The organism is Candidatus Binatia bacterium (assembly GCA_029248525.1).
GTDB lineage: Bacteria > Desulfobacterota > Binatia > UBA12015 > UBA12015 > UBA12015.
In genome coordinates, this window is sequence record JAQWJE010000004.1 from 1 (window position 1) to 25,298 (window position 25,298).

Annotated in this window: 23 protein-coding genes; 5 read left to right on the forward strand and 18 right to left on the reverse strand. The window is 59.8% G+C overall.

Translation table 11 applies throughout. The features are described from left to right. The 10 genes from P8K07_00400 to mdh form a co-directional block, all read right to left on the reverse strand. Positions 1-1,192: UDP-glucose/GDP-mannose dehydrogenase family protein (locus P8K07_00400; protein ID MDG1956980.1), on the reverse strand; the 1,192-nt coding region annotated here is incomplete at its 3' end. Positions 1,193-1,261: 69 nt separating this feature from the next. Next, positions 1,262-2,671 (reverse strand): undecaprenyl-phosphate glucose phosphotransferase, encoded by a 1,410-nt coding sequence (locus P8K07_00405; protein ID MDG1956981.1) that lies wholly within the window; start codon positions 2,669-2,671, stop codon positions 1,262-1,264. Then, a complete protein-coding gene (locus P8K07_00410) occupies positions 2,665-3,804 on the reverse strand; it encodes a glycosyltransferase family 1 protein (GenBank protein ID MDG1956982.1) in 1,140 nt (379 codons plus the stop codon). Before P8K07_00410 ends, P8K07_00405 begins: the two co-directional genes overlap by 7 nt. A gap of 58 nt (positions 3,805-3,862) precedes the next feature. Then, positions 3,863-4,738: an S-methyl-5'-thioadenosine phosphorylase gene (mtnP, locus tag P8K07_00415; GenBank protein ID MDG1956983.1), complete on the reverse strand. Its 876-nt coding sequence runs from the start codon at positions 4,736-4,738 to the stop codon at positions 3,863-3,865. A 77-nt stretch (positions 4,739-4,815) separates the two neighbouring features. After that, positions 4,816-5,868, reverse strand: coding sequence for a 23S rRNA (adenine(2503)-C(2))-methyltransferase RlmN (rlmN, locus tag P8K07_00420; GenBank protein MDG1956984.1), 1,053 nt, complete (start codon positions 5,866-5,868; stop codon positions 4,816-4,818). 35 nt (positions 5,869-5,903) lie between these two features. Further along, positions 5,904-6,323, reverse strand: a complete 420-nt coding sequence (gene ndk, locus P8K07_00425; protein ID MDG1956985.1) for a nucleoside-diphosphate kinase — start codon at positions 6,321-6,323, stop codon at positions 5,904-5,906. Positions 6,324-6,358: 35 nt separating this feature from the next. Further along, entirely contained in the window at positions 6,359-7,231 is an 873-nt protein-coding gene (sucD, locus tag P8K07_00430; GenBank protein MDG1956986.1) for a succinate--CoA ligase subunit alpha, read from the reverse strand. 12 nt (positions 7,232-7,243) lie between these two features. After that, entirely contained in the window at positions 7,244-8,407 is a 1,164-nt protein-coding gene (gene sucC, locus P8K07_00435; protein MDG1956987.1) for an ADP-forming succinate--CoA ligase subunit beta, read from the reverse strand. A 115-nt stretch (positions 8,408-8,522) separates the two neighbouring features. After that, entirely contained in the window at positions 8,523-9,362 is an 840-nt protein-coding gene (locus tag P8K07_00440) for a hypothetical protein (protein MDG1956988.1), read from the reverse strand. Positions 9,363-9,373: 11 nt separating this feature from the next. Further along, positions 9,374-10,315, reverse strand: coding sequence for a malate dehydrogenase (mdh, locus tag P8K07_00445; GenBank protein ID MDG1956989.1), 942 nt, complete (start codon positions 10,313-10,315; stop codon positions 9,374-9,376). An 89-nt stretch (positions 10,316-10,404) separates the two neighbouring features. Here mdh and P8K07_00450 point away from each other — a divergent pair, with 89 nt between their 5' ends. Then, positions 10,405-10,923, forward strand: coding sequence for a hypothetical protein (locus P8K07_00450; protein MDG1956990.1), 519 nt, complete (start codon positions 10,405-10,407; stop codon positions 10,921-10,923). Between the two features lie 46 nt (positions 10,924-10,969). Here P8K07_00450 and P8K07_00455 read toward each other — a convergent pair whose 3' ends face one another. The 5 genes from P8K07_00455 to P8K07_00475 all read right to left on the reverse strand — a co-directional run bounded on the left by P8K07_00455 (position 10,970) and on the right by P8K07_00475 (position 16,791). After that, complete coding sequence (locus P8K07_00455) at positions 10,970-11,521, reverse strand: hypothetical protein (protein ID MDG1956991.1); 552 nt, start codon at positions 11,519-11,521, stop codon at positions 10,970-10,972. A gap of 69 nt (positions 11,522-11,590) precedes the next feature. Beyond that, the gene (locus tag P8K07_00460; protein MDG1956992.1) at positions 11,591-12,379 is read right to left on the reverse strand and encodes a type III pantothenate kinase; all 789 of its coding nucleotides are present in this window, start codon (positions 12,377-12,379) and stop codon (positions 11,591-11,593) included. Between the two features lie 45 nt (positions 12,380-12,424). Next, entirely contained in the window at positions 12,425-13,255 is an 831-nt protein-coding gene (locus tag P8K07_00465) for a biotin--[acetyl-CoA-carboxylase] ligase (GenBank protein ID MDG1956993.1), read from the reverse strand. Next, positions 13,252-14,139: a carboxylating nicotinate-nucleotide diphosphorylase gene (nadC, locus tag P8K07_00470; GenBank protein MDG1956994.1), complete on the reverse strand. Its 888-nt coding sequence runs from the start codon at positions 14,137-14,139 to the stop codon at positions 13,252-13,254. The genes P8K07_00465 and nadC overlap by 4 nt, the downstream gene beginning before the upstream one ends. Beyond that, complete coding sequence (locus P8K07_00475; GenBank protein ID MDG1956995.1) at positions 14,140-16,791, reverse strand: valine--tRNA ligase; 2,652 nt, start codon at positions 16,789-16,791, stop codon at positions 14,140-14,142. A gap of 242 nt (positions 16,792-17,033) precedes the next feature. Between P8K07_00475 and P8K07_00480 the strand changes: the two genes are divergently transcribed. After that, positions 17,034-17,372 (forward strand): P-II family nitrogen regulator, encoded by a 339-nt coding sequence (locus P8K07_00480; GenBank protein MDG1956996.1) that lies wholly within the window; start codon positions 17,034-17,036, stop codon positions 17,370-17,372. A gap of 25 nt (positions 17,373-17,397) precedes the next feature. Continuing rightward, positions 17,398-18,741, forward strand: a complete 1,344-nt coding sequence (amt, locus tag P8K07_00485) for an ammonium transporter (GenBank protein MDG1956997.1) — start codon at positions 17,398-17,400, stop codon at positions 18,739-18,741. Positions 18,742-18,876: 135 nt separating this feature from the next. Here the strand turns inward: amt and P8K07_00490 are convergent, their stop codons facing one another. Genes P8K07_00490 through scpA form a run of 3 tightly spaced genes read right to left on the reverse strand, consistent with a single transcriptional unit; the run spans position 18,877 to position 22,881 of the window. Next, the gene (locus tag P8K07_00490) at positions 18,877-19,731 is read right to left on the reverse strand and encodes a fumarylacetoacetate hydrolase family protein (GenBank protein ID MDG1956998.1); all 855 of its coding nucleotides are present in this window, start codon (positions 19,729-19,731) and stop codon (positions 18,877-18,879) included. Beyond that, on the reverse strand, positions 19,728-20,723 hold the full coding sequence (meaB, locus tag P8K07_00495; protein ID MDG1956999.1) for a methylmalonyl Co-A mutase-associated GTPase MeaB: 996 nt from the start codon (positions 20,721-20,723) through the stop codon (positions 19,728-19,730). Before meaB ends, P8K07_00490 begins: the two co-directional genes overlap by 4 nt. Then, positions 20,713-22,881 carry a methylmalonyl-CoA mutase gene (scpA, locus tag P8K07_00500; GenBank protein MDG1957000.1) on the reverse strand — a complete coding sequence of 723 codons (2,169 nt, stop codon included), beginning with the start codon at positions 22,879-22,881 and terminating at the stop codon, positions 20,713-20,715. Before scpA ends, meaB begins: the two co-directional genes overlap by 11 nt. A gap of 142 nt (positions 22,882-23,023) precedes the next feature. Here scpA and P8K07_00505 point away from each other — a divergent pair, with 142 nt between their 5' ends. Both P8K07_00505 and P8K07_00510 read left to right on the forward strand, forming a co-directional pair. Continuing rightward, positions 23,024-24,496: an alpha-glucosidase/alpha-galactosidase gene (locus P8K07_00505; GenBank protein MDG1957001.1), complete on the forward strand. Its 1,473-nt coding sequence runs from the start codon at positions 23,024-23,026 to the stop codon at positions 24,494-24,496. 191 nt (positions 24,497-24,687) lie between these two features. Next, positions 24,688-25,298: DUF1800 family protein (locus tag P8K07_00510; GenBank protein ID MDG1957002.1), on the forward strand; the 611-nt coding region annotated here is incomplete at its 3' end.

Here is a 25,298-nt window from a genome sequence, read left to right on the forward strand (position 1 = left end):
GTGAAAAATCAGGACGTCGGAATTCGTTCCATTCGGTGACGACAATCAATGCATCCGCACCGTCGAGCGCATCGTAATTGCTGGTCGCGAAGTTGACGCGGCCACCGAGATCTCGCTCAGCCTCCTCCATCGACTCTGGATCATAGCAAGTAATCGTAGCTCCGGCGGCGAGCAGCCGGTCCGCAATGATCACCGAGGGGGCTTCCCGCATATCGTCTGTCTTGGGCTTGAAGGCCAGGCCCCACATCGCAAAATGCTTGCCGGAAACGTCTCCGTTGAAATGGTCGAGCAACCGTCCGACGAGAATCCGCTTCTGACGATCGTTGACCTCCTCCACAGCTCGGAGCAGCGTGAAGTCGAGTTGCTGATCCTGTGCCGTGGAGATCACGGCACGGACATCCTTGGGGAAACAACTCCCACCGTAACCGACGCCCGGGAAGAGGAAGTGAGGTCCGATGCGCTGATCTGTTCCGATCCCTCGACGGACCTGCGTCACATCAGCGCCAACCTTCTCGCAGAGGTTGGCTATCTCGTTGATAAACGAAATGCGCGTTGCGAGAAGAGAATTAGCCGCATATTTCGTCATCTCGGCCGATCGATTATCCATCTCGAGGATCGGATTATCCGTGCGGACGAAGGGTGTGTAAATTTCCCGCAGTTTGGCCAGCGCCTCATCACAACGCCCGCCGATCACAACCCGGTCCGGCTTCATGAAATCATCGATGGCCGCACCTTCCTTCATGAACTCGGGATTCGAAATCACCTCGATATTATGAGGGCCATTATCCTCGAGAACCCGTCGCACGCGATCTGCCGTTCCGATCGGAACGGTACTCTTGATCGCCACCACCTTGGGGCCGTCCGCCGCTTTCGCAATCGAAGCCGCGACAGCCATCACAGCACCGAGATCCGCGGCACCCGAATGGTCCATCGGAGTGCCCACCGCGATAATGCAGACTTCCGCCTCCTTTACCGCGGCGACCAAATCTGTGGTGAAGGTGAGCCGCCCTTCAGTGCTGTTGCGCTTCACCAGCTCTTCGAGACCAGGCTCGTAGATCGGGATTTCGCCGTTATTCAGGCGTTGCACCTTCTCTTCCAGAACATCGACACAGGCAACATCGTTGCCACTCTCCGCAAAACAGGTCCCGGCAACGAGACCGACATAACCGGTTCCAACAACACAGAGCTTCATGAATATTTACCTCGGAAAAGATCCCCGGGAGCCGGCCGCAAGATTGCGGCCTCCACCGACAGATCGGAACTAATATGCGTTTCGATTTACGAAACCTCGAATGACAGTGAGCATCAGGATACGCAGATCCAGAGTCATGGACCAGTTCTGAATATACTCAAGGTCGTATTGAATGCGGCGCTCGATGGAAGTATCACCTCGCCACCCGTGAACCTGCGCCCAACCAGTCATGCCGGCCTGCACCATATGACGAAGCATATAGCGAGGCACATGCTGTCTAAATTCTCGAATAAAAACAGGACGTTCGGGCCTTGGGCCGACTAGACTCATCTCACCGCAAAGCACATTCCAGAACTGCGGAAGCTCGTCGATCGACAATCGGCGCATTCCACGGCCCAAAAGAGTGGATCGCGGGTCGTTGGGTTTCGCCCAGACCGGCCCGGTCTCGGCTTCGGCATTCAGTTTCATGGTGCGAAACTTCCAGACTCGAAACAATCTTCCGTCCAGACCCATCCGCTCCTGAGCGAAGAAAATCGGCCCCGATGAGGTCAGCTTGATCAAAATCGCAAGGAGTACCATGAACGGAAAGAGGACCAGCAGAGCCAAAAAACTCGCCGCGATATCCATCCCGCGCTTGAGGACGCGATTCCATCCGACGAGGCGAATGGCGCGTAATCCGATGATCGGCAACCCGTCGAGTTCGTCAATTCCACTTTTCAAGCTGACGAACCGCTCGATATCCGGGATGACCTTTACATCCACCGCCGTCTCCTCCAGAGGATGCACTAACCCCTCGAGCTGCGGCATGGCTTCAAACGGGAGGGCGAAGATCACTTGATCCACCCCACCCTCATCAACAATATCGAGTACGTCATTCCAAGTTGCCAAAATTGGTGTGGTACCGACAAAGGCACCAACCTTTGACCTATCTTCGGTCAGAAAGCCCCGAACCTTGAGTCCAAACTCCGGGTGCGCCAGCAGTCGCGCGTTCACGGAGCGCGCGAGTTCTCCGTCCCCGACGATCAGGACATGCCGAAGATTACGACCCTGACGACGCGCCTCGCGCAGAACGCCGCGCAGGAAGGAACGAGCCAGAATTACGGCTCCCGTTGCGAAGAGCCAGAAAAGAACCAGAGTCATTCGCGACAAAGAGTAGGCTTTTTCAAACCCCAAAAAGCTGACTGCCGTAAATACCAGCATCGCCAGAGAGCTGGCCCGCAAAACCAGCCGCCTCTCATGTGACCGACGCGAACTCCGCATCGGCGCGTACAAACCGGCACTGCGGAAAGCCAAGCCCCAGGTCACAAAGATCACGGGAAGAAGGACGAGATAGTTGGCAAGCGGTGGCACGCCCTTGGTGACCGGCACGATCTGCAACTCGAATCGGATCATATAGGACGCAAGCCACGCCAGCCCGAGCGCAAGACAATCGGCCAGCACAAAGAGTCCTACGAAAATCTGGTGGCGTTCCTTCAGCATGAATCGTCGCTTATCTCCTGAGCGAATACATGCCGATAAGACGCTGCAGTCAACCGCACAGCGCTCTGCCACGAAAATCGACGCGCTCGAGATCTCGCGCGCTCCGCCAAATTGGCTCTTTCGCCCTCGTCCATTTCAAAGGCAACTCGGTACACAGCTTCTGCCAGAGCTGTTGCTGAATCCGGATCGATCAGAATCGCAGCATCCCCGGCAACCTCCGGAATTCCGCCGGTGCGTGTCGCCACCAGTGGTACACCACAGGCCATGGCCTCGATCGCGGACAGCCCGAACCCTTCATAGCGAGAGGCCACCACCGCCAGGCGCGCCCGCTGGTAGAGCATCCGCATCTCGCGCTCCGAGACATTACCAAGGAGCTTGACTCGCTCTGGTCCCAAGCCGGCGGCCGCGACCATTTCTCGCACACGAGGATGGTCCGATCCCTCCCCGAGCATCACCATCTGCAGCCCTCGGATCCGTCGCATCGCCGACAGAAGTTGATCGACACCCTTTGCCGCCGAGCCGTTGGTAATATTGAGTCCGTAAGGAACCTGGAGGCCCAATCTCCCGATCAGGACATCGATCTCGGAACGATCCGCCGACCCCGGAGCAGCAAAGGCATCTGCGACCCCGTTGGGGACAACTCGAATGGACTCGACAGGCCGGTGCAGACGCGTGGCCAACTCCTGCGCAACGGCTTCCGAGACGGTCACGATCAGGTCTGCCCGTTTTCCGATGGACTCGATCTTCTTTTGAAAAAGCCATCCCTCGAAGTCCGATGCAGGAAATCGGACCGGCAGAACATCGTGGACCGTGACCGCCGTTCGGCACGGCAACCCGAAAGGGAGCTGCAGGTTGGGCGCATGGAATAGATCCAGCCCCGCGGCGCGAACAGACTGCCATAAAAAGGCCTGTCCCCAGGGCGTTGATGGAGCGCCCCGCACCTCTCGAATCTCGAGATTGCGGGAAAGACTGAGCAACGCTGACTGGTCACGCGGATGAGCAAAGGCCACGAAACTGAAATCAGGGGCCTCGCTCGGCAAGCGAGCAAGATGCTCACGCAGATAACGGCCCAACCCGGCAGAGGGCATTCGCCGCGCGTCGATTCCGATGCGGCGTGGTCGACTGGACCTCATGGCAAAACCCCGAATTCGGCAATCAGGAAAGTCTCTAGCTCGTGGGAAGAGTTCGGAGTCACTCCTTCTCCAGGTAAGCTCCGGCAATCAGCGCGAGACGCTCGCGAGCCTCAGGCGAAACCGTGGCTGGGTCGGTCAGAATCGCTCCTGCGAGAGAGGAATGACATGCGCAGCTGCCCGAGGGCAATCGCCCCGCAAGATCGGCAATGGTCTGGGCCGCGCGCGCAGCGTTGGCCTGAATCACGGCGACGATTGCTGCCACATCGACATCCTCTTCTTCTTCATGCCAGCAATCGTAGTCGGTGCTCAAAGCGAGCGTGGAAAAACACATCTCGGCCTCACGGGCGAGTTTGGCCTCCTGCAAGTTCGTCATGCCGATAATCGATGCGCCCCAGGACCGGTAGAGATTGGACTCCGCGCGGGTCGAAAATTGCGGCCCCTCCATGCAGATATAGATCCCGCCTTCGTGAACCTTGGCATCCGTTGTCTGTGCCGCAGCGACGAGAGCCGAGGCCAACGTCGCACAAACCGGATCTCCAAATTGAACGTGGGCCACGACCCCTCGATCGAAGAAGGTCGCTTCGCGGTGGAAGGTCCGGTCGAGAAACTGATCCGGGACCACCAAGTCTCCGGGCGGAATCTCCTCCCGCAGGCTGCCGACGGCACCGACGGAAAGCAATCGCTTGACCCCAAGCTGTTTCATCGCATGAATGTTGGCGCGGAAATTCAACTCGCTGGGCGAGATTCGATGCCCCTTTCCGTGTCGGGGCAAAAAAGCCACCCGAGCGCCGCCAAGAGTGCCGAGCAAGAACTCGTCCGAGGGGTCCCCGAAAGGTGTCTCAAGACGGACCGTCTGCACGTTCTGGAGGACATCCAGATCGTACAAACCACTACCACCGATGACTCCGAGATCTGCTTCCTGTTGATTACCCATCGCGGGAAGATGTCGCATAGGCTCCGATGCGGAGCAATGCACCAAGTTTGATCGCCCCCAGACCCATACCCGTCGGGTCAGGCCTGGCTGGCCAATTGACCGCAGGCCGCATCGATATCCGGCCCCCGAGACTCGCGAACGGTCGCCACCAACCCCTGTTCGAGTAAAATTCTCTGAAATTGGTGGGTCTTCTCCCGGGAAACCGGCCGAAAACCCGCATCATCAAAGGGATTCCAGAAAATAAGGTTCACCTTCGAGCGAATCCCGTGGAGCAGGGAAACCAGGCGTCTGGCATCTTCGGGAGAGTCGTTTTCGCCTTCCAGCAAGGTGTACTCGAACGTGATCCGCTTGCGCCGCGGCACCGGCAGCTCACGGCAAGTATCCAGCAGTTCCTGCAGAGAATGTTTTCGCGTGATGGGCATCAATTCGCGACGTTTCTCCTCGGTTGTCGCCCCGAGAGAGACCGCGAGGTTGACCTTGGTCCGGGTCAGCAGCTGTCGCATTTCGGGCACCAAACCCACCGTGGAGACCGTGATTCGACGATGCGACATCCCCAGCCCCCACTGTGATGTAAGGATATCGAGAGCCGGGAGAAGCTGGCCGGAGTTATGCAGGGGCTCACCCATCCCCATGAAAACCACGTTGGTCAGCGCCTCGGGTGACGGCGACATTGTTTCGAGTTCTCCGCGCGCGAGCTGCACCTGGCCGACAATCTCTGCCGTGGTCAGCTGGCGCTTCAGCTTCAGCCGAGCCGTCGCACAGAAGGTACACCCCATCGCACAACCAACTTGCGAGGATACGCATAAGGTCAATCGTGTCCGATCGGGGATCAGGACCGATTCGACCAAGGCGTGATCCGGAAGTTCGACCGCAAGCTTACGAGTGCCATCGGAGGAATCTTGACGGCGCGCCACGCGCACCTCCTCACCGCCAAAAACCTCAGTAAGTTGGTCGCGCAGAGCCTGAGGAAGGTTGTCCATCTTCTGCGGGTCGGTGCATCGCTCCTGATAGACCCAACGCAGAATCTGCTTGCTCCGATAGCCCGGCGCACCGAGCTCCCCCAGCAACTCGACCAGCCGCGATGGGTTCAACCCGTAAATCGCTTCGCTGCTGCTCGATGACCTGTCCATGACGATCGACCTACCGGGGTCCCCCCCGGTGCCGGCTAGGCGAAATCGCTATCGCCGAAGAAGAACGCAATTTCGGTGGCTGCCGTTTCCGGAGCATCCGAACCATGTGCTGCATTCTTCTCGATATCCGTGCCGAACAGGGCACGCACGGTGCCCGCCTCTGCTTCGGCCGGGTTGGTGGCACCGAGAACTTCGCGGTATCGGGAGATCGCGTTCTCGCCTTCGAGACAGGAAACAAAAACCGGTCCGGAGGTCATGAAGGCCACCAATTCGCCGTAGAAGGGGCGCTCTTTGTGGACCGCGTAGAAGCCTTCGGCTTGTTCCTGGGTCAACTGCAGATAGCGTCCCGCCACCACCTTGAGACCGCCTTCTTCGATGCGTGCGAGAACCTTGCCGATACCGTGCTTTGCGACAGCGTCCGGCTTTACGATGGAAAATGTGCGTTGAATAGCCATGATCAATTATCCTATTTTTAAAATCCGGTAAGCGCTCAGGCTTCCAGAACAGCCTTCATGGTGTCACCAAGCGCCGCAGGCGTCGGGGACACTTTGATGCCAGCCGCTTCCATGGCTGCGATCTTGTCCGCCGCGGTACCCTTGCCGCCCGAGATAATGGCGCCGGCATGGCCCATACGCTTCCCCTTGGGAGCGGTCTGTCCGGCGATAAAACCGGCTACCGGCTTCTTCATTTCGCGCTTGATGTACTCGGCGGCTTCTTCCTCTGCGGTCCCGCCGATTTCACCAATCATGATGACGCCATCGGTATTCGGATCAGCGTTGAACAACTCGAGCACGTCGATGAAGCCCGTGCCGTTGACCGGATCACCGCCAATGCCGACACACGTCGATTGGCCGATGCCCAACTGCGTAAGCTGGTGGACGGCCTCATAGGTCAGGGTTCCCGAGCGTGAGATGACCCCGATCCTTCCGGGCTTGTGAATATAACCGGGCATGATCCCGATCTTGGCCTCGCCCGGCGTAATCAAACCAGGGCAGTTAGGCCCGACCAGCCGGGTTTTCTTGCCCGCCAGAAAGCGTTTGACCTGAATCATGTCGATCACCGGAATTCCCTCGGTGATGCAAATTGCGAGCTCGACACCGGCGTCGGCGGCCTCCATGATCGCATCGGCCGCAAAGGGCGGCGGCACGTAGATCACGCTGACATTGCAGCCCGTCTTGGCCCGAGCTTCGCCGACACTATTGAAGATGGGGATCCCTTCAAAATCGCCCCCACCCTTGCCCGGCGTCACGCCGGCAATCATGTTGGTACCGTATTCCTTGCAGGTCCGCGTATGGAACTGCCCGGTCGAGCCGGTAATGCCCTGTGTGACAACCTTGGAGTCTTTTCCAACCAGGATACTCATCGTAACGCCCCTTCAGGCTGCTGCCGCGACGGCCTTGCGAGCGCCATCGAGCATGTCGACTGCCGAAATGATGTTCAATCCGGAGTCTGCCAGAATTTTCTTTCCTTGATCGACGTTGGTGCCTTCCATGCGCACCACCAGCGGGACCGTGAGCCCCAACTCCTTGGCAGCCGCCACGACGCCCTCTGCCAGGACATCGCATTTCATGATGCCGCCAAAGATATTGATGAAGACTGCCTTGACGGCGTCATCGGTGAGAATGATCTTGAAGGCCGCAGCGACCTTCTCGGCATCCGCGCCGCCCCCGACATCCAGGAAGTTCGCCGGCGATCCGCCCGCGTACTGGATGGTATCCATCGTCGACATGGCGAGACCGGCGCCGTTGACCATACAACCGATGTTTCCGTCGAGTGCGATATACGCGAGGTCATATTTCTGCGCTTCCTGCTCGCGCGGGTCTTCCTCGTTCGGATCTCGCATATCGCGCACGTCCGGGTGCCGGAATAGCGCATTATCGTCGAAGCCCATCTTCGCGTCGAGGGCGAGCAGATCGCCATCTTCGGTCAGGACCAGAGGGTTGATTTCGACCAGAGCGGCATCGGTTGCGAGCACAGCTTCGTACAGCCCTTTGAGGAACTTGGCCAGCTTGCCCCAGGTCGCCGTCGGCAGTTCGAGTGCCTGACCCAATTTACGAGCCTGATAGGCCTGAAAGCCGACTTCCGGGACGATTGGTTCCCGAAGGATTTTCTCTGGTGTATTGGCGGCAACCTCTTCGATCTCCATCCCGCCTTCGCTTGAAGCGATGACGGTCAAAAGGCTCGAGGCACGGTCCAGTGTCAGACCGAGGTAGAGCTCGCGAGCGATCTTGCAGCCTTGCTCCACGAAAATCCGGTTCACCACGCGGCCTTCGGGACCCGTCTGATGGGTGACCAAAGTGCTACCCAGCAGGGAAGCGGCGTATTCCTTGGCTTCGGCGGCACTGTTCACCAACTTCACGCCACCAGCCTTGCCGCGGCCTCCAGCGTGAATCTGGGCCTTTACCACCCAGGGGCCATCGCCCCCAAGGTCTTCAACCGCTTTCGCTGCACCCTCGGCGGAATCGGTCGCATGTCCCTCAAGGGTTGCGACTCCGTATTTCCGGAGGATCTCCTTTGCCTGAAACTCATGGATATTCATGTCTTGGTCGACTCCTGATATTGGCAGCGCATAGACCTGCGCACGTGACTTGGTGAGAATCGCATAGGCCCGAGCGGTCTGCCACTTTTGGCAGACCGTCCGCTTGGCGCCGACCTCAGGGACTGGCCCGAAGGCGACGCGCGGCTTCCAGCGCCCCTCGAACGACAGCGTATTCGGGGGGTTCGGCGATCGGAACCGGAAAGCGCTGCAACATCGGGTGGGCGTCAATAACCGACCGAAATCCGGGCTCGGCCAGAAATCCACCCAGCAGGATCAGGGAAGAAGCGCCGTGAGAGGTCATTTCCGAGATCGCCAGTCGGACGGCATTCTGAACGACCATCCCCACGATCGCGGCCATCTGATCTTCCCGGCTTGCCAAGGGCATGCCCGCGAGGCCGATCCGTCCGAAATGAGCCGCTGTCGCGTCGGCTGGCACCGGCCCCGTACCGCTCCCGAGAATATCTCCTACCGTCAGGTCGCAGCGGTCCAGAGATCCGCTCGCGGCCAGAGCGCCGTATCTCGCAATGGATTGATCGCCGACCAGAAGACGAGCGAGGCCAACCACGGTTCCACCACCAATCCCGCTTCCGAGGAGCCTCTCGAAAGTGCCATCCTCCCGAGCAAGCACGATTCCGGTACCCGTGCCGATACTGACGACAATCGCGGGTGCCACAGCCCCACCGAGAAGACCGCCGCTTGCCGTCGCCTCGGCTTCGTCGATGGCCACGACCGGAACGTCGTCCCAGCTCAGGACCAATCGGGCCGAGCGTCCGCCGGTGACCGCGAGAAAATCCAGCTCTTGCGGATTGGCGCAGCCAGCTTCGCGCAGCAGCCCAGCGATCGAGGTCTCGTCCGGGTTCGGCATACCCGGACAGGTTCGCCGGGTCTCGTCCTCGCCCGAGGCGACAATCACTTTCGTCAGAGTTCCTCCGAAATCGATTGCCGCCTCAAGCATGACGATTCGGTTTACTCGGCGAGAACTTTCGCGAGGGCGTCCACCAGATCGGACACATGGCTCGCGGAAACCTTGACCTCTTCGGTCTCGGCTTCGTTCAAAGCGACTTCGATCACCTTCTCGACACCTCCGGCGCCAATCTGGACGGGCACGCCCATGTAGATTCCGTCAAGGCCATACTCGCCTTCGAGATAGGCGGCACAGGGAAGAATCTCCTTCTTGTCTCCAAGGAAGGACTCCGCCATGCGAATGGCCGCAGCTGCAGGTGAGTAGAAAGCCGAGCCGGTTTTCAGAAGCCCCACGATTTCCCCACCCGCCTTGCGCGTCCGTTCCTCGATCGCCTCGAGGCGATCGGCCGGGATCAGATCGGCAACAGGTACACCGCCACAGGTCGTGGCGGATCGCACGGGAACCATATCGTCGCCGTGGCCACCGAGGACCATCGCCTGCACGCTCTGGACGGAAACGCCCAACTCCATCGCAAGAAACGTCCGGTAACGCGCAGAATCCAGAACGCCCGCCATGCCGACGACCCGCTCCTTGGGAAAGCCGGTGACCTTTTTCATCAGGGTCACCATTGCATCCAGAGGGTTCGTGATAACGATCACCAAAGCGCCCGGGGCGTTTTCTGCGATCCCGGTCGCGACCTCCGTGATGATCTTGGCATTGATACCGAGCAGATCATCGCGGCTCATGCCGGGCTTGCGGGCGAGACCCGAGGTCACGATACACACATCGGAGCCGGCGATATCCTTGATATCGTTCGATCCCGTCACCGAGACGTCGAACCCGTCAATTGGTCCGGACTCGGTAATATCGAGCGCCTTGCCCTGCGGCATTCCCTCGACCACGTCGTATAAAACAACGTCAGCCAACTGCCGGAGTGCGCAGAGGTGTCCCATGGTTGCACCGATATTACCGGCGCCGATCAGCGAGATTTTTTTACGTGCCATGTTTTTTTCCTAGCGATTAGGATCGACCTTCGCCAATGGCCGGCGCGCCGCGGATTGACCTGAACGTCCGCCCGCCTTAGGCTGGGGGCGTGAACGATGCCAAGAAATCCTCCCGGGGCCTGCTCCTTTCCACCTTATTTTTTCTCGCTTTTTCGCTGAGCGGCTGTGGCGACAGCGATATTTGTCTGGGCTGCGACCCGAGCAGCACGCCGACCCCCAACCCCGAAAATAGCGTCGATGTCATCGGGGATATCTTCAGTGCCATTCCGTCGACTCTCTACAGCGAACTGCGAGTCCTTGTCTGCACCAATCGGCCCTCCTCGACACCGCCGCTTGATTGCGGAGGGCGCAACACAGAACCGGACGATAATGGGGACTTCGCTCTCACCAAGGTATCCCCTGGCGCCCTGGAGGTTTTCATCTATCTCCGCTTCGATACCGCGCAACTCGCCACGCTTCAGGACCCCGGAGACAAGCTCTCGAATATCACCCGGGGCGAAACGGTTGATGTTCAGTCCATCACCGTCAACCTGACCACAGGGGTTGCCGACGCCTCCTATATTGAGATCGGACCGACAGCCACGCCCACGCCAACCCCCGGCCTCTGAACGCTCACCGGTATATCGGCACCGCCCCAACCGAGCCCCGAGGGCACTAGCGCTCGCGCTGCAGGACCAATCGACGAGCCGCTTGCTGAATGACACCGGGAACGTTTTTGCTCCGCGCCAGCATCCTGACATCGCGCTCCCGCAGCCCGCGGATCAGCACCAGCGAGACGGCGACCGGCGTCTTGGGGTTTTGCACCAGGGACTGCCTGACTGTGTAATGACGGACCCACTCCTTCTCGGCCCCCAATTGGCGCAGAAGATCTCCGTCCACGCTGCGGCTCTTGGCCAACGTCACAACTTCTTCCACCGTGATGCGGGGATTCTTCAGCACCGCAGACTGCACCAGCTTCAGCGGATCCCGAGCGAGCACGTTGCGGGCCTCGAGATTTCCACGAAGAGCCAGCTTGAACCGCTCGGCAACCGGCATCTTCCGGATCCGCGCCGGCAGTGCTTCGCGACGCTCCAACCGAGCCGGTGCGTCTTGCGCCTCGGAGTCGCTCTCGTCGGCAACCAGGTCCTCATCCAGAACGATCGAGTCTCGCCCCTCGATAATCTGCTGGATTTCGGCTTCGCCCTCATCCGGGTTTTCACTCGTCATCCCGGCCGACCTCGGGCACTCGACGCGCAGCACAGAGCTTCAGGGGTTCGCACCCCTTTTTTCCATCTCTCAGGAACGAGAATGCCCCCCGGCGTCACGGTTACGGTCGTAGATCATCCGCAATCCCTCAAGCGTCAGGAATTCATCCACATAGCCGATCTTGTGAGACTCCGAGGCGATCAGTTCGGCAAAGCCACCGGTCGCAGCCACCTCGGCCTTGCGCCCCTGCTCCTGCTCGATGCGCTCAACCACGCCGTCCACCATCGCAACATAGCCGTAGAAGACTCCGGACTGGATGGCATTGACCGTGTTGCGCCCGACCACTGTCGGCGGCTTGACCAAGTCTACCGATTGCAGTTTTGCCGTCTTGGAGAACAGGGCATCGAGCGAGATCCCCAGACCCGGCGCGATCACACCACCGAGATATTCCCCCTTGGCGCTGACCACATCGAATGTCGTGGCCGTCCCGAAGTCGACAATGATGCAAAAATCCCGGACCCGTTCATAACCCGCGACCGAGTTGACGATACGATCGGCACCAACCTCGCGAGGGTTATCGTAAAGAATCGGCATCCCCGTTTTCACGCCCGGGCCAACCACCAGAGGTGCTTTGGCAAAGGTATCCCGACAAGTGGTCTCAATGACCGACTGCATGGGGGGGACGACGTTGGCGACGATAATCCCTTCAATCTCCGCAGGAAGAACGCCAGCCATCCGCATCATATTCCATACGAAGACACTGTACTCATCAGCCGTCCGACTATGCTCGGTAAGGACGCGCCAATGGCGTTTCAACTTGCGTCCCTCAAAGAGCCCCAGAACCGTGTGAGTGTTTCCTACGTCAATCGCGAGCAGCATGTGGGGTTCTGATTAGGTCGAGCGAGCGAAATCCGCAAGTGATTTCTACGAGTCCTCGCTCGCGAGGGAATCATAGGCCCCCGACAGACTGACCTCGCCCGCGTGGATGGCGCGCGGCCCTTGCGCTGTCGCCAACAGGAGCGCACCTGCGTCATCGACTCCGAGGACGCGCCCCTCACAGCCCTCCCCGCCGTCCACACGCACCTCGCGCCCCTGCAGCACGTGCCGTTTTTCGTACTCGGGCCGCAGTGCCGCAAACCCGAGCTTTTCGAATCGATCGACGCGGTCGAGAAATGCCTGAGCCAAAGCTTCGACGAATGCCGCGCGATCCACCGGATGGCCGCCATGCGAGGCAAGGCTGCCTGCCTTGGAGCGAAGCTCGGGAGGAAAATCTCCCTCCTGCAGATTCAAATTCACTCCGATGCCGACGACGACGAAAATTTCCCCGTTGGCCGCCGTATCCAATTCCGTCAGGATCCCGGCGACCTTGCGCCCTCCGAGCAGAATATCATTCGGCCACTTGATGGCCGCATCGGGAAACCCGGCGCTGGTGATTGCATCGGCGACAGCGAGGGCCGTGACCAGCGTGATCGGTGCCAAGTGGGCCTGCTCCACCTTGGGTTGCAGCATGAAGGATCCATAAAAATTGCGATGGGCGGGAGACTCCCAGACCCGGCCCTGGCGTCCTCGACCGGCGCTCTGATGCTCTGCCGTGAACAAGGCAGGCCCGGCGAGCCCTTCACGTCCGCGCGTGGCGGCACGCTGGTTGGTCGAACCGATCGTGTCGTGGTGCTCCCACTCGACAAGCCGCCCGTCGCCCAGCAGTCGTTCGCGGAGCGGTCCAACTTCGATCGGATGGTCGCCCCCAGAGCTCAAGACTTCCGTGCCTTCATGTCCAACCCGATATCGATCGCCGGAGCCGAATGCGTCAAGGCACCGACCGAGAGCATCCCCGCACCAGCTTCGGCGTAGGCGCGCACGGTCTCCAGATTCAATCCCCCCGAGACCTCGACAAGCGCCCGACCATCGATTTCGCTGAAACATCGGGCGACCTGCTTGGGGGTCATATTATCGAGCAGGAGAATATCCGCGCCCGCACGCAAGGCTTCTCGCACCTGTGACAGACGGTCGCATTCAACCTCGACACGCAACCCGTGCGACGCTGCTGCGCGCGCACGCTGGACCGCCAACCGAACCGAGCCGGCACCCACAATATGATTGTCCTTGATCAGGATTCCGTCATCCAGACCGAATCGATGATTACGACCGCCGCCGCAGCGGACAGCGTATTTCTGCAAAAGACGAAGGCCGGGGGTCGTTTTGCGCGTATCCAGAATTACCGCACCGGTACCCGCCACCGCCGCAACAAACGCCGCTGTCATCGTGGCCGTCCCCGACAACGATTGCAGCAAGTTCAGGAGCAGCCTCTCCCCAGCCAGAATATGATGCAAGGGGCCATCGAGTTGCGCCAGGACCGCGCCCTTGGCGACCTTGCTGCCGTCGGGTGTCTTGACCTTGATCTGCACGGGATCTCCCCCGCCCGCGATTTGATCAAAGATTGCCCGCGCCAAAGGCAAACCGGCGACCACAGCGCTTTCTCTCGCGACCAGCGACGCCCTCCCGCGCGCGCCCAACGCGAGAGTTGCCGCGGAAGTGATATCGCCACGACCCACGTCTTCGGCCAGCGCACCCTCGATCATGCGGTGGACTTGCGGGGAGGTGAAGGGATCAGGGTTCCCACTCTGCGGTTTGATTGCCATCTAGCCCTCGACCTCCGACAGGCGATCGAGACCGCTCTGCAGCAGCCCCAACTCTCCGTGCAAATCGTCGAGTTTACCGCGCTCCTTGGCGACCACTTCGGCTGGTGCGCGCTCGATAAATGATTCATTGCCCAGCTTTTTCTCGATGCGAGCGACATCTTTTTCGACTTTGGCGCGGGTCTTTTCCAGCCGACCTCGTTCCGCTTCGACATCAATCAATCCCGCAAGCGGCACAAAAAGCTCGACCCCACCTGCAGCCGCAACGGCCGCGCCCCGCGGGCGCTCCGCACCGCTGAGCCATTCGGTCGAAGCCAGCCTTGCCAGCGAGGAAATCTCGGATGCCAACGCCCGCGTGGCATCGACCGCCTCGGGGTCGCCGCCTACCAGCAGCGGAATCCGCGTGGACGGCGGGACGTTCATCTCCGACCGGATACTGCGGATCGCCCGAACGACAGCGACCAATCGCTCGCCCGCTGCCTCGGCGGCCGCGTCGCGCGGAAAGTCTTCCGCACGCGGCATCGGCGCAAATACCATACTGGTCGGCAGAGCATCGGTCCGTGGCAGCGATCGCCACAGTTCCTCTGTGACGAAGGGCATCACGGGGTGGAGAAGCCGCAAGGCCGCATCGAGAACATCCACCAGTGTCCGCTGGGTCGCTGCCCGGCGCGCGGGATCGTCCCCCTGCAGGGCCGGCTTGGCGAGTTCGAGGTACCAATCACAGTACTCGTTCCAGAAGAAACGGTAAATCGCGGTGGAGACATCATTAAAACGATACAAACCGACGGCCTCGCGCACCTCGGCAATCGCGTGCGAGAGCCGAGCCCGAATCCACTTGCCGGCAACATCATCTTCGCCTGCATCCGCATGCGGATCGTAGTCATCGAGATTCATATGAACGAAACGTGCGGCATTCCATATCTTGTTCGCAAACGCGCGGTTTCCTTCGATACGGTCCTCGGAGAGCCGGATATCCCGACCCATCGCGGACTGAGCCGCCAGCGTGAAGCGAAGTGCGTCAGTACCGTAGGTTCCGAGAAGTTCGAGAGGGTCACGGACGTTCCCCTTCGACTTGCTCATCTTGGCGCCGTACTCGTCCCGCACCAAACCGTGCACGTAGACGTCCTTGAACGGAACCTCACCCGTAAATCGCAAGCCGAACATCATCATCCGCGCGACCCAGAAAAAAAGAATATCGAACCCGGTCACCAGAACGGACGTCGGGTAGTATTTTTCCAACTCCGGTGTTTGCTCCGGCCAGCCCATCGTCGAGAAGGGCCAAAGTCCCGAGGAGAACCATGTATCAAGGACATCTTCGTCCTGCCGCAGCGATCCCCCACAACTTGGGCAAGCCTTCGGTGCCTCCAGCGCGACGATCGGCTCCACCTCGCAGGCATCACAATACCAGGCGGGAATTCGATGCCCCCACCAAAGTTGCCGGGAGATACACCAGTCGCGAATATTCTCGAGCCATGCAAAATAAGTCTTGGACCAATGCTCGGGGTAGAAACGTGTCCGCCCGTCTCGAACGGCTTCGATCGCGGGTGCCGCCAGCTCGGCGGTCGCCACAAACCATTGCGTGGACAGAAGGGGTTCAACGACCTCGCTGCATCGGTAGCAGGCACCGACCGAATTCGCGTAGTCCTCAACCTCGACCAGACGGCCCGCCGCGTCTAGTGCAGCCACGACCGTCTTCCGGCACTCGGCTCGATCCTGACCCGCGAAATCACCAGCCTCTGCATTCATCCGACCGTGTTCATCGATCACGGCAATGGTCTCGAGGTCGTGACGCTGCCCCATCTCGAAGTCATTGAAATCGTGCGCCGGCGTAATTTTCACGGCGCCCGTGCCGAACTCACGGTCTACTTCCGGGTCCGCGATCACGGGTATTTTCCGCCCAACGAGCGGCAGGTCGATGGTCTTGCCGATGAAGCTCGCGTAACGCTCATCCTCGGGATGAACGGCGACCGCCGTATCTCCGAGCATTGTCTCCGGACGCGTCGTCGCGACCACTAACGCACCCGACCCGTCGGAAAGCGGATATTGAAGATGCCAGAGGCTACCCTGCTGATCGCGGTGTTCGACCTCGATATCAGAAAGCGCCGTGCCGCATCGACAGCACCAGTTGATCAGGCGTCGCCCGCGATAGATCAAACCATCGGCATGGAGCCGAACGAAAACCTCTCGAACGGATTTGGACAGCCCCTCGTCCATCGTGAACCGTTCCCGAGTCCAGTCGCATGAGGCTCCGAGCCGCTGCAATTGGGATACGATGTAGGGGCCGACTTCATCTTTCCACTCAAACGTTTTTTCGAGAAACGCCTCGCGACCCACCTGGTGACGGTCGAGACCCTTTTCGGCAAGCTTTCGTTCGACTACGTTCTGCGTGGCGATCGAGGCATGATCGGTACCCGGCACCCAGATCGTATTCCGACCGTCCATTTTGTGGAAGCGTATGAGCAGGTCCTGCAGTGTGTTGTTCAGCGCGTGTCCGAGATGCAGTTGACCGGTGATATTCGGCGGCGGAATCACGATCGAATACGGATCACCGTCGGCTTCCGGGTCGGCAGCGAAGATCTTCTGCTCAATCCAGGCCTTGGCCCAGCGTTCCTCAACTTCTTTGGGTTCGTAGGCCTTCGCAAGTTCCGTGGACATCGTCCGGATGAGGTAGCAACCGGCCCAATCCCCCGCCAATAGGAAGATTCCACGCCTGAAAAAGCTGGGGATTCTGCGGCCCGCCCGCCCTGCTCCCTTCCTGTGCAGCTGCCTAATATTGGTGCAGACCAGGCTTCATTTGCCCACATCATGTGCCCGAAAACGGAGTCCTTCGCTTCGGCACGCGCATTGCAAACACCCATCGTGGGACCTGTTGGCCCGAATTTAACGAGGAGGAATTCGTGAAAAAGATCGAAGCGATTATCAAGCCGTTCAAGCTTGAAGAGGTCAAGGAAGCCCTGACCAAAGAGGGCATCGTGGGCATGACCGTTTCCGAAGTCAAAGGCTTCGGTCGCCAGCGTGGCCACAGCGAACTCTACCGAGGCGCGGAATATGTGGTCGACTTTTTGCCCAAGGTGAAGATCGAAATCCTTCTGGCTGAGGACAAAGTGACCGCAGCAGCCGAGGTGATCACCAACGCAGCAAGCACGGGCAGAATCGGTGACGGCAAGATTTTTATTTTACCCGTCGACGACGTGGTGCGGATTCGCACCGGCGAACGCGGCGAAACCGCGATCTAACAGCACCCTATTTCTGGAGGAAATCATGATTTGGAAAAAATCGACAATCGGCAAATGCGCGTTGGGCGCAGCTCTTCTGGTCCCCGCAACCGCGTTCGCCGAGGACACGGGTGTTTCGCAAGGTGTCTTCGTCGCCAATAACGTCTGGATGATGGTCTGCACGGCCTTTGTCTTCATCATGCACCTCGGGTTTGCTTCCGTGGAGACGGGCCTCACGCGGGCGAAGAACACTACCAACATTCTCTTCAAGAATGTATTCGTGATCTGCAGCGGGCTTCTGACGTATTATATCTGCGGCTTCAACCTGATGTATCCGGGCGACTTCAACGGCTATTTCGGATTTGCCGGGTTCGGTCTCGACCCGGGCGCCGATGGAAACACGGCCCTTTATGCCGATGGCGGTTATACCTACTGGACCGACTTCATCTTCCAGGGCATGTTTGCCGCGACCTGCGCTACCATCGTCTCGGGAGCGGTCGCCGAGCGCATCAAGCTCTCGGCTTTCATGATCTTCGCGCTGGTCTTTGTCGCCATCATCTACCCGATCGCGGGCTCCTGGAAGTGGGGCGGTGGCTGGTTGGATGCCATGGGCTTCTACGACTTCGCCGGATCGACGCTCGTGCATAGTGTCGGGGGCTGGGGTGCTCTCGTGGGAGCATGGATGCTCGGTGGGCGGCTGGGTAAATTTGGCCCGGAAGGACGTCTTACGCCGATTCCCGGCAGCAATATGCCGTTGGCCGCGATCGGGGTCTTCCTGCTCTGGCTCGGCTGGTTCGGATTCAACGGCGGCTCGGTACTTTCGGCCGATCCGGAACTCACGTCGCTGGTCCTCGTAACGACATGTCTGGCGGCTGCCGCCGGAGGTCTCGGCGCGATGATTTCCTACAATTTCGTCTCCACCAAGCCGGATCTCTCGATGGCCCTGAACGGGATTTTAGCCGGACTGGTCGGCGTAACGGCGGGAGCTGACGTCTTCAGCCCGCTTTCAGCGATCCTGATCGGTGCCATCGCGGGTTGTCTGGTGGTCGGCTCGGTCATCATGTTTGATCGCATCCGGATTGATGATCCGGTGGGCGCGATCTCGGTTCATCTGACCTGCGGCATCTGGGGCACGCTGGCTGTTGGAATCTTCTCCGAGAATCCCGACCATAGCTTTCTCACGCAATTGATCGGTGTCGGGGCCTACGCCGCCTTTACTCTGGTCTGTGTGCTGAGCCTGTTCGCTATCCTCAACGCGACCATTGGAATCCGAGTTCCGGAAGAAGATGAAGTCGAGGGACTCGACGTCAGCGAGCATGGGATGCGTGCTTACGATCTTCATACCAGCGGCACCAGCCTGGACGCACCCCTCGGTCTGGGACGCAGCTGACATATAACCGCGGCTGCGACCACCGAGGAGGAGGAAGCGGCTGCTTGCCCAAGAAGCCCGGTACGGTTTGACCGTACCGGGCTTTTCTTTGGGCTTTTGGTAAGTCGGATATTTCGTTTCCGTGGGGACCGGTACTCAGACCGGCCCTGCAACGCAGCGGTTCCGAATCGTCCCCAGCCCCTCGATTGTAGTCACAATCTCGTCGCCCTCGGTGAGATAGCGCCGAGGGTCGCGGACCGAGCCCACCCCTGCCGGCGTTCCGGTGAAGATCAGATCTCCCGGGGTCAAGGTGCAATAACGGGAGAGCCACGAAACCAGCTCGGGTACGGAAAAGATCAACTCGCTGGTCCTGGACTCCTGCATTCGCTCACCGGCGACATCACAGCTGATTGCCAAATCATGAGGGTCTGCGAGCGTCGACAACGGCACGACGGCAGGACCGATCGGTCCAAAGGAATCGATCGATTTCCCCATCGAGAATTGCGGTGGCTTGCCTTTGAATTGGAGCCGACGATCCGAAATATCCTGTCCCACCATGAAGCCTGCAACATGGGAGAGCGCCTCGGCTTCAAGGATTCCTCGACCGCCGCGGCCAATCACCACAACCAATTCGGCTTCCCAATCCACGCGGTCCGACGACAATTCCACATCCCCGTCAGGACGGTTGAGGCAATTGGGAAATTTCGTAAAGATCAGCGGCGATTTCGGCACGTCCAATCCAGCCTCGCGGGCATGGTCATGGTAGTTCAGGCCAACGCCGAAAATCTTCTCGGGAGTTGGAACCGGTGCCAGAAGCTTGGCCACATCCAGCGGTTGGCTCTCCACATCCGAGCCGAGATCTTCGGCCCAGCACAACACGGCTTCCCAGTCGGCAAGGGCCGCCATCGGGTCGGACGACAGAGTACCGCCCGAATCACGTTCCAGGTCGTAGACACGCTGGTCGATACAGATTCCCGCGCGGCCGCCATGATTTACCAATCCCAGCTTCATTCGATCTCTCCGTCGCCCAACACTTCGAGCAGGCGTCGCGCCGCCTGCGTCGGCGTCAATGAAGCCCGCCCGACCGAGGCTTCCATTTCGGGCAGTCGCCGTTTGACGTCTTCTCGTCCGAGAAAATGCTGGCGCAATCCGTCTTCCAGCATGCTCCAGAACCAGCTCAGTTGCTGCTGGCGGCGCCGCTCGGTCAATTCACCCGTGGCGTCGAGTGCCTCGCGGTGCTTGCCCACAAGTTCCCAGACTTCGTCCATGCCTCGATGCTCCAGAGCGCTCACCGGAACGACCGGCGGGCTCCAGGACGCGCTCGAGTGCCGGAACAAGCGCAGGGCACTGCGGTATTCGGCGACCGCCCGCGTCGCCAGCGGCACCTGGTCCCCATCAGCCTTGTTTACCGCGAGAGCATCGGCGATCTCGAGAATTCCCTTTTTGATTCCCTGCAGTTCATCGCCGGCACCCGGCAGCATCAGGACCAGAAAGAAATCCACCATGGAGGCCACGGTCACCTCCGACTGCCCTACCCCGACTGTTTCCACAAGAACCACATCGAAACCCGCCGCCTCACAGACCAGCATCGCCTCGCGAGTCCTCCGGGCGACACCACCAAGCGAACCGGCAGCAGGACTCGGTCGGATATAGGCATTCTCGTCGGCGGCCAGACGCGGCATTCGGGTCTTGTCCCCCAGAATACTACCCCCCGAACGCGTGCTCGAGGGATCGACGGCAAGCACGGCAACTTTCTTGCCCAGACCGGTCAGGTAGAGACCGAAAGCCTCAATAAAGGTACTTTTGCCGACGCCGGGAACACCTGTAACGCCGATGCGGGCAGCGCGGCCGGTCTGCGGAAGCAAAAGCTCCAGCAAGAGCTGCGCTTCGACCTGATGGTCGGCACGAGTGCTTTCCACCAAGGTGATGGCCTTGGCCATCGCCCGCCGATCACCGGCCAGAATCTGGTCGGCCACGGCCTGCCGTGCAGGGTCAGTCGGCATTCCCACTCGCCGGATTGCCACCGATGCCGATCAGATCCAGAATTTCACGGGCGGCTACCGGAACCTTCGTCCCCGGACCAAAGATAGCCTTGACGCCAGCCTCACGCAGCTTCGGGTAATCCTTTGGCGGAATAATACCTCCGGCGGTCACGAGAATTTCGGAGGCTCCCTTCTCCGCAAGCACCCGCACAAGCTCCGGCACCAGCGTGGTATGCCCGCCGGACTGACTCGAAACACCGATCAGATGCACATCGTTCTCGATCGCCTGTCGTGCGATTTCATCCGGCGTCTGAAAAAGAGTCCCGACATCCACATCAAAGCCCAAATCGGCAAATGCCGTTGCGATCACCTTCGCCCCGCGATCGTGGCCATCCTGACCGACCTTGGCAACCAGCATTCGTGGCCGGCGCCCCTGTACTTCGACAAATTTATCGATCTCGGCCTGCATGCCCTTCCACTCGGGATCCTCCGAAAAGGAACTTCCATAAACACCCGAGATGGATTTGATTTCCGCCTGATAGCGACCCCATTCCTTTTCCAGGGCTTCGGAGATCTCGCCTACAGTGGCGCGGACACGTGCCGCCTCGACCGCCAGCTCAAGCAAGTTGCCCTCGCCCGTCCGACCACAAGCGTTCAAGGCATTGAGTGCGGTTTCGACCTTGCCCGAGTCTCGCGTGGCTCTGATCCGCTCGAGAGCGGCGACCTGCGACTCACGAACAGCACTATTATCGATCTCGCGGAGCTCCAACTCCGGCTCGTCCGGGCGTTGAAATTTGTTCACGCCAATAATGACGTCCTCGCCTCGATCGACACGCGCCTGCCGCTGGGCGGCAGCTTCCTCGATCCGCAACTTCGGCATGCCGGCCTCGATCGCCTTGGTCATACCGCCCATTTCTTCGACTTCCTCGATAATCCCGAGCGCTTTGGCCGCCAGGCCATGTGTCAGCGACTCCATAAAATAGGAACCACCCCAAGGATCGATCACTTTGGGAATGCCGGTCTCGAGTTGCAGCATCAGCTGGGTATTGCGCGCGACACGAGCCGATTCGTCCGTGGGCAAAGCCAATGCCTCGTCAAACGAGTTCGTATGCAGGCTCTGGGTGCCTCCCATCACGGCCGCCATCGCCTCGACCGTGGTGCGCATAATATTATTGTAAGGATCTTGTTCCGTGAGACTCGCCCCCGAGGTCTGGCAATGTGTGCGCAGCATGAGCGAGCGCGCGTTCTTTGGCGAGAAATGCTTTTTCATCAGCGTGGCCCACAACAGCCGACCGGCCCGCATCTTGGCGACTTCCATGTAGAAGTTCATACCGATGCACCAGAAAAACGAGAGCCGTCCCGCGAAAGCATCGACGTCGAGCCCCTTGGACATCGCCGCACGCACGTAATCCAGTCCGTCGGCAATCGTGAACGCCAACTCGAGATCACACGTCGCTCCGGCTTCCTGCATATGGTAGCCCGAAATACTGATCGAATTGAACTTCGGCATCTCTTTCGAGGTGTACTCGATGATATCGGCAACAATCCGCATCGAGGGAGTCGGCGGATAAATATAGGTATTCCGAACCATGAACTCCTTGAGGATATCGTTCTGGATCGTCCCGGTGAGCTGGTCTCGGGGGACGCCCTGCTCCTCACCCGCAACTACGAAGCTGGCAAGCACCGGCAAGACAGCACCGTTCATCGTCATGGATACCGACATCTTGTCCAGAGGAACCTTGTCGAAGAGCACCTTCATGTCTTCGACGGAATCAATGGCAACGCCAGCCTTGCCCACATCACCCACCACACGAGGATGATCGGAATCGTAACCGCGATGTGTCGCGAGGTCGAAAGCGACCGACAGGCCCATTTGTCCTGCGGCCAGATTGGCCCGGTAGAAGTCATTGGACTCCTGCGCCGTCGAGAAGCCTGCGTATTGGCGAATCGTCCAGGGACGCTCGGTGTACATCGTGGCTCGCGGGCCACGAATGAAGGGAAAAGCACCAGGAATGCTGTCGCCGAAATCCAGACCGGCAGCGTCTTCCTTAGTGTAGAGCGGTTTGACGTCGATGCCTTCCGGCGTCTTCCAGATCAGATCGTCCGGATCCTTGCCCTTGCGTTCCTTGGTGGCGAGCTCACGCCAAAGTTCCAAATTATCGTTGCTCGAGTTTCCCATGCCTCTATGGTCGCGATCAGGAGCCCCGATCGCAAATAGGCCGCCCGAGACCGAAAAACCTTGAATCCCGGCTCGATCTCCGATGCGAATCGAGTTCAAAATCAGGTGCGAAGCGACTTCCTTCCCGATAAAAGGTTTCTCCATGACCCGAATCGCCTTTCTGGGAGCTGGCAGCACGGTATTTGCGCGCAATATTCTGGGCGATGTTCTGCTGCGCGAAGGCCTGCAGGATATCGAGATCGCCCTCTATGACATCGATCGGGTGCGGTTGGAGGACTCTGCCCGCCTGGTTGAGGCCATCAATCGCAACCAGAACCAGGGGCGCGCGCGAATCCAGAGGTATCTGGGACCGGAAAACCGCCGCGAGGCGCTACAAGGTGCCGCCCACGTCGTCAATGCGGTTCAGATCGGCGGCTACGAGCCCTGCACGGTGACGGACTTCGAGATCCCCGACGCCTTCGGCCTGCGGCAGACCATTGCCGATACCATCGGCATCGGAGGTCTGTTCCGGACGTTGCGCACCCTGCCGGTCCTGCTGGAGATCGCGCGCGATATGGAGGTTGTCTGCCCCGATGCGTGGCTGCTCAACTACACCAATCCGATGTGTGCGATCACCGCCGGCCTCCTGCAAGGCAGCTCGATCCGTACCATGGGGCTGTGTCATAGCGTGCAGGCCTGCATCCCTTCACTTCTGGGCAACCTCGGCCTCGATGAAAAATATCCCGCAGCCGAGGTGGAAGCCTCGATTGCCGGGATCAACCATCAGGCGTGGTTGCTGCGGGTCGAGCACGCCGGGGCCGACCTCTACCCCGAGATCAAGAAGCGCGCCGGCGAACTCAGCGCACGGGTGCGCGACCGGGGCGGCGGCCGGTGGGTACGCGAACTTCTCCAGCGCGCCGGGATGCCCGCGGAAGAACCCTGCTATCTGCATCCTTTTTGGGCTCTCGGCGGGCGCGAGAGCGGTAAGCTCTCGGCCGAAGAAGCACTTGATGTGACGGTAGGCTGTGACCTCGTGCGTTTCGAGATGCTGGCTCGCTTTGGCTACTACCTCACCGAATCCAGCGAACATACCGCCGAATACACACCTTGGTTTATCAAAACGGCACAGCCAGCGTTGATCGACGAATATAATATTCCTCTCGATGAGTACCCCCGTCGGTGTCGGCAACAGATCGCTGGCTGGGCAGCCCAACGAGAAGCGCTCCTGAGCAACACGGCCATCGAGCATACCCCCTCCAATGAGTTCGGCGCCTCGATCCTGCATGCCTTGATCACCGGCGAGCCAACCCAGGCGGCACTCAACGTGATGAATGAGGGCTGGATCGACAATCTGCCCGCCAATGCGTGCGTCGAGGTCCCCAGTCGGGTCGATGCCCAGGGCATCCACCCCGAAAAAATCGGCGCGCTACCCGAGGCCTGTGCCGCGCTGAACCGCACCAATATCGGGACGCAGGTACTCGCGGTCGAAGCCGTATTGCAACAGTCGCGCGACGCGATCTATCAGGCCGCCCTGCTCGACCCGCATACCGGAGCCGAGCTCTCGGTCGACCAAACCGTCGCTCTCTGCGATCAGTTGCTCGAGGCGCACGCCGACTGGCTACCCCCGTTTCGCTGAAAACGTCGCTGTCCCTGCGCAATCGCCATAGGGAATCAGTAGATTTCGGGCGTGACTCGAAGTATTTTCTCCCGCATGATTTTTTTCGACGGCTTTATGCTTCGCGGTGGTTCCCTCAGGTAGGCGGCTACTCCATCCTCTTCGCCGGAGTGGTTGCTGGACGAACGCAGAACACCGCGTCGGGAGGGGTGATGATGAGAGAGAAATCCAAACGACAAAAAGCCGGCCGGACGATCACGGGTATAGCCGCGCATCTGGCTTTCCTGTTGACCCTGATCGGAGGGGTGAGTGGAGTTTCGGTTGGAGCCCTGCTGGGTCCTGTCGGCACAGCACACGCCGCCACCGGTATTTCCGAGGAGGTCAAGATCCGCCACCTGCTGCAAAGGGCGACCTTTGGATACACCAGCGAAGAGGCCGCACGGGTTCGCCAGATGGGCCGTAACGAGTGGCTATGGGAACAGGTACGCCCCGAGCCCATCGACGACCCCGAACTGCAAGAACGCCTGTCCCTCTATCCCTCGTTGTCCATGGAGTCTGGCGAATTGCTCCAGAATTACCCGAACCAGAGCCGCGACAACCCCGTCGGACTCGGCCCACCGCAGCGCATTTTGATCGAACTGCGGGCAGCCCAGATCACCCGCGCCGTGCACGCCCGCGCACAACTGCGCGAAGTGCTGACCGACTTCTGGTTCAACCATTTCAACGTCTTCGCCAATGCAGGACCGACGCGCTACACGATCGTGCCCTATCTGCGCGACAGCATCCGCCCGCATGTACTCGGCAAATTCGAAGACTTGCTGCG

What these genes read in the sequence shown, in the direction of transcription:
- P8K07_00405 (MDG1956981.1), bottom strand. Translation starts at nt 2,671, where the DNA reads ATGCTGAAGGAACGCCACCAGATTTTCGTAGGACTCTTTGTGCTGGCC.
- P8K07_00410 (MDG1956982.1), bottom strand. Translation starts at nt 3,804, where the DNA reads ATGAGGTCCAGTCGACCACGCCGCATCGGAATCGACGCGCGGCGAATG.
- mtnP (MDG1956983.1), bottom strand. Translation starts at nt 4,738, where the DNA reads ATGGGTAATCAACAGGAAGCAGATCTCGGAGTCATCGGTGGTAGTGGT.
- rlmN (MDG1956984.1), bottom strand. Translation starts at nt 5,868, where the DNA reads ATGGACAGGTCATCGAGCAGCAGCGAAGCGATTTACGGGTTGAACCCA.
- ndk (MDG1956985.1), bottom strand. Translation starts at nt 6,323, where the DNA reads ATGGCTATTCAACGCACATTTTCCATCGTAAAGCCGGACGCTGTCGCA.
- sucD (MDG1956986.1), bottom strand. Translation starts at nt 7,231, where the DNA reads ATGAGTATCCTGGTTGGAAAAGACTCCAAGGTTGTCACACAGGGCATT.
- sucC (MDG1956987.1), bottom strand. Translation starts at nt 8,407, where the DNA reads ATGAATATCCATGAGTTTCAGGCAAAGGAGATCCTCCGGAAATACGGA.
- P8K07_00440 (MDG1956988.1), bottom strand. Translation starts at nt 9,362, where the DNA reads ATGCTTGAGGCGGCAATCGATTTCGGAGGAACTCTGACGAAAGTGATT.
- mdh (MDG1956989.1), bottom strand. Translation starts at nt 10,315, where the DNA reads ATGGCACGTAAAAAAATCTCGCTGATCGGCGCCGGTAATATCGGTGCA.
- P8K07_00455 (MDG1956991.1), bottom strand. Translation starts at nt 11,521, where the DNA reads ATGACGAGTGAAAACCCGGATGAGGGCGAAGCCGAAATCCAGCAGATT.
- P8K07_00460 (MDG1956992.1), bottom strand. Translation starts at nt 12,379, where the DNA reads ATGCTGCTCGCGATTGACGTAGGAAACACTCACACGGTTCTGGGGCTC.
- nadC (MDG1956994.1), bottom strand. Translation starts at nt 14,139, where the DNA reads ATGGCAATCAAACCGCAGAGTGGGAACCCTGATCCCTTCACCTCCCCG.
- P8K07_00475 (MDG1956995.1), bottom strand. Translation starts at nt 16,791, where the DNA reads ATGTCCACGGAACTTGCGAAGGCCTACGAACCCAAAGAAGTTGAGGAA.
- amt (MDG1956997.1), top strand. Translation starts at nt 17,398, where the DNA reads ATGATTTGGAAAAAATCGACAATCGGCAAATGCGCGTTGGGCGCAGCT.
- P8K07_00490 (MDG1956998.1), bottom strand. Translation starts at nt 19,731, where the DNA reads ATGAAGCTGGGATTGGTAAATCATGGCGGCCGCGCGGGAATCTGTATC.
- meaB (MDG1956999.1), bottom strand. Translation starts at nt 20,723, where the DNA reads ATGCCGACTGACCCTGCACGGCAGGCCGTGGCCGACCAGATTCTGGCC.
- scpA (MDG1957000.1), bottom strand. Translation starts at nt 22,881, where the DNA reads ATGGGAAACTCGAGCAACGATAATTTGGAACTTTGGCGTGAGCTCGCC.
- P8K07_00505 (MDG1957001.1), top strand. Translation starts at nt 23,024, where the DNA reads ATGACCCGAATCGCCTTTCTGGGAGCTGGCAGCACGGTATTTGCGCGC.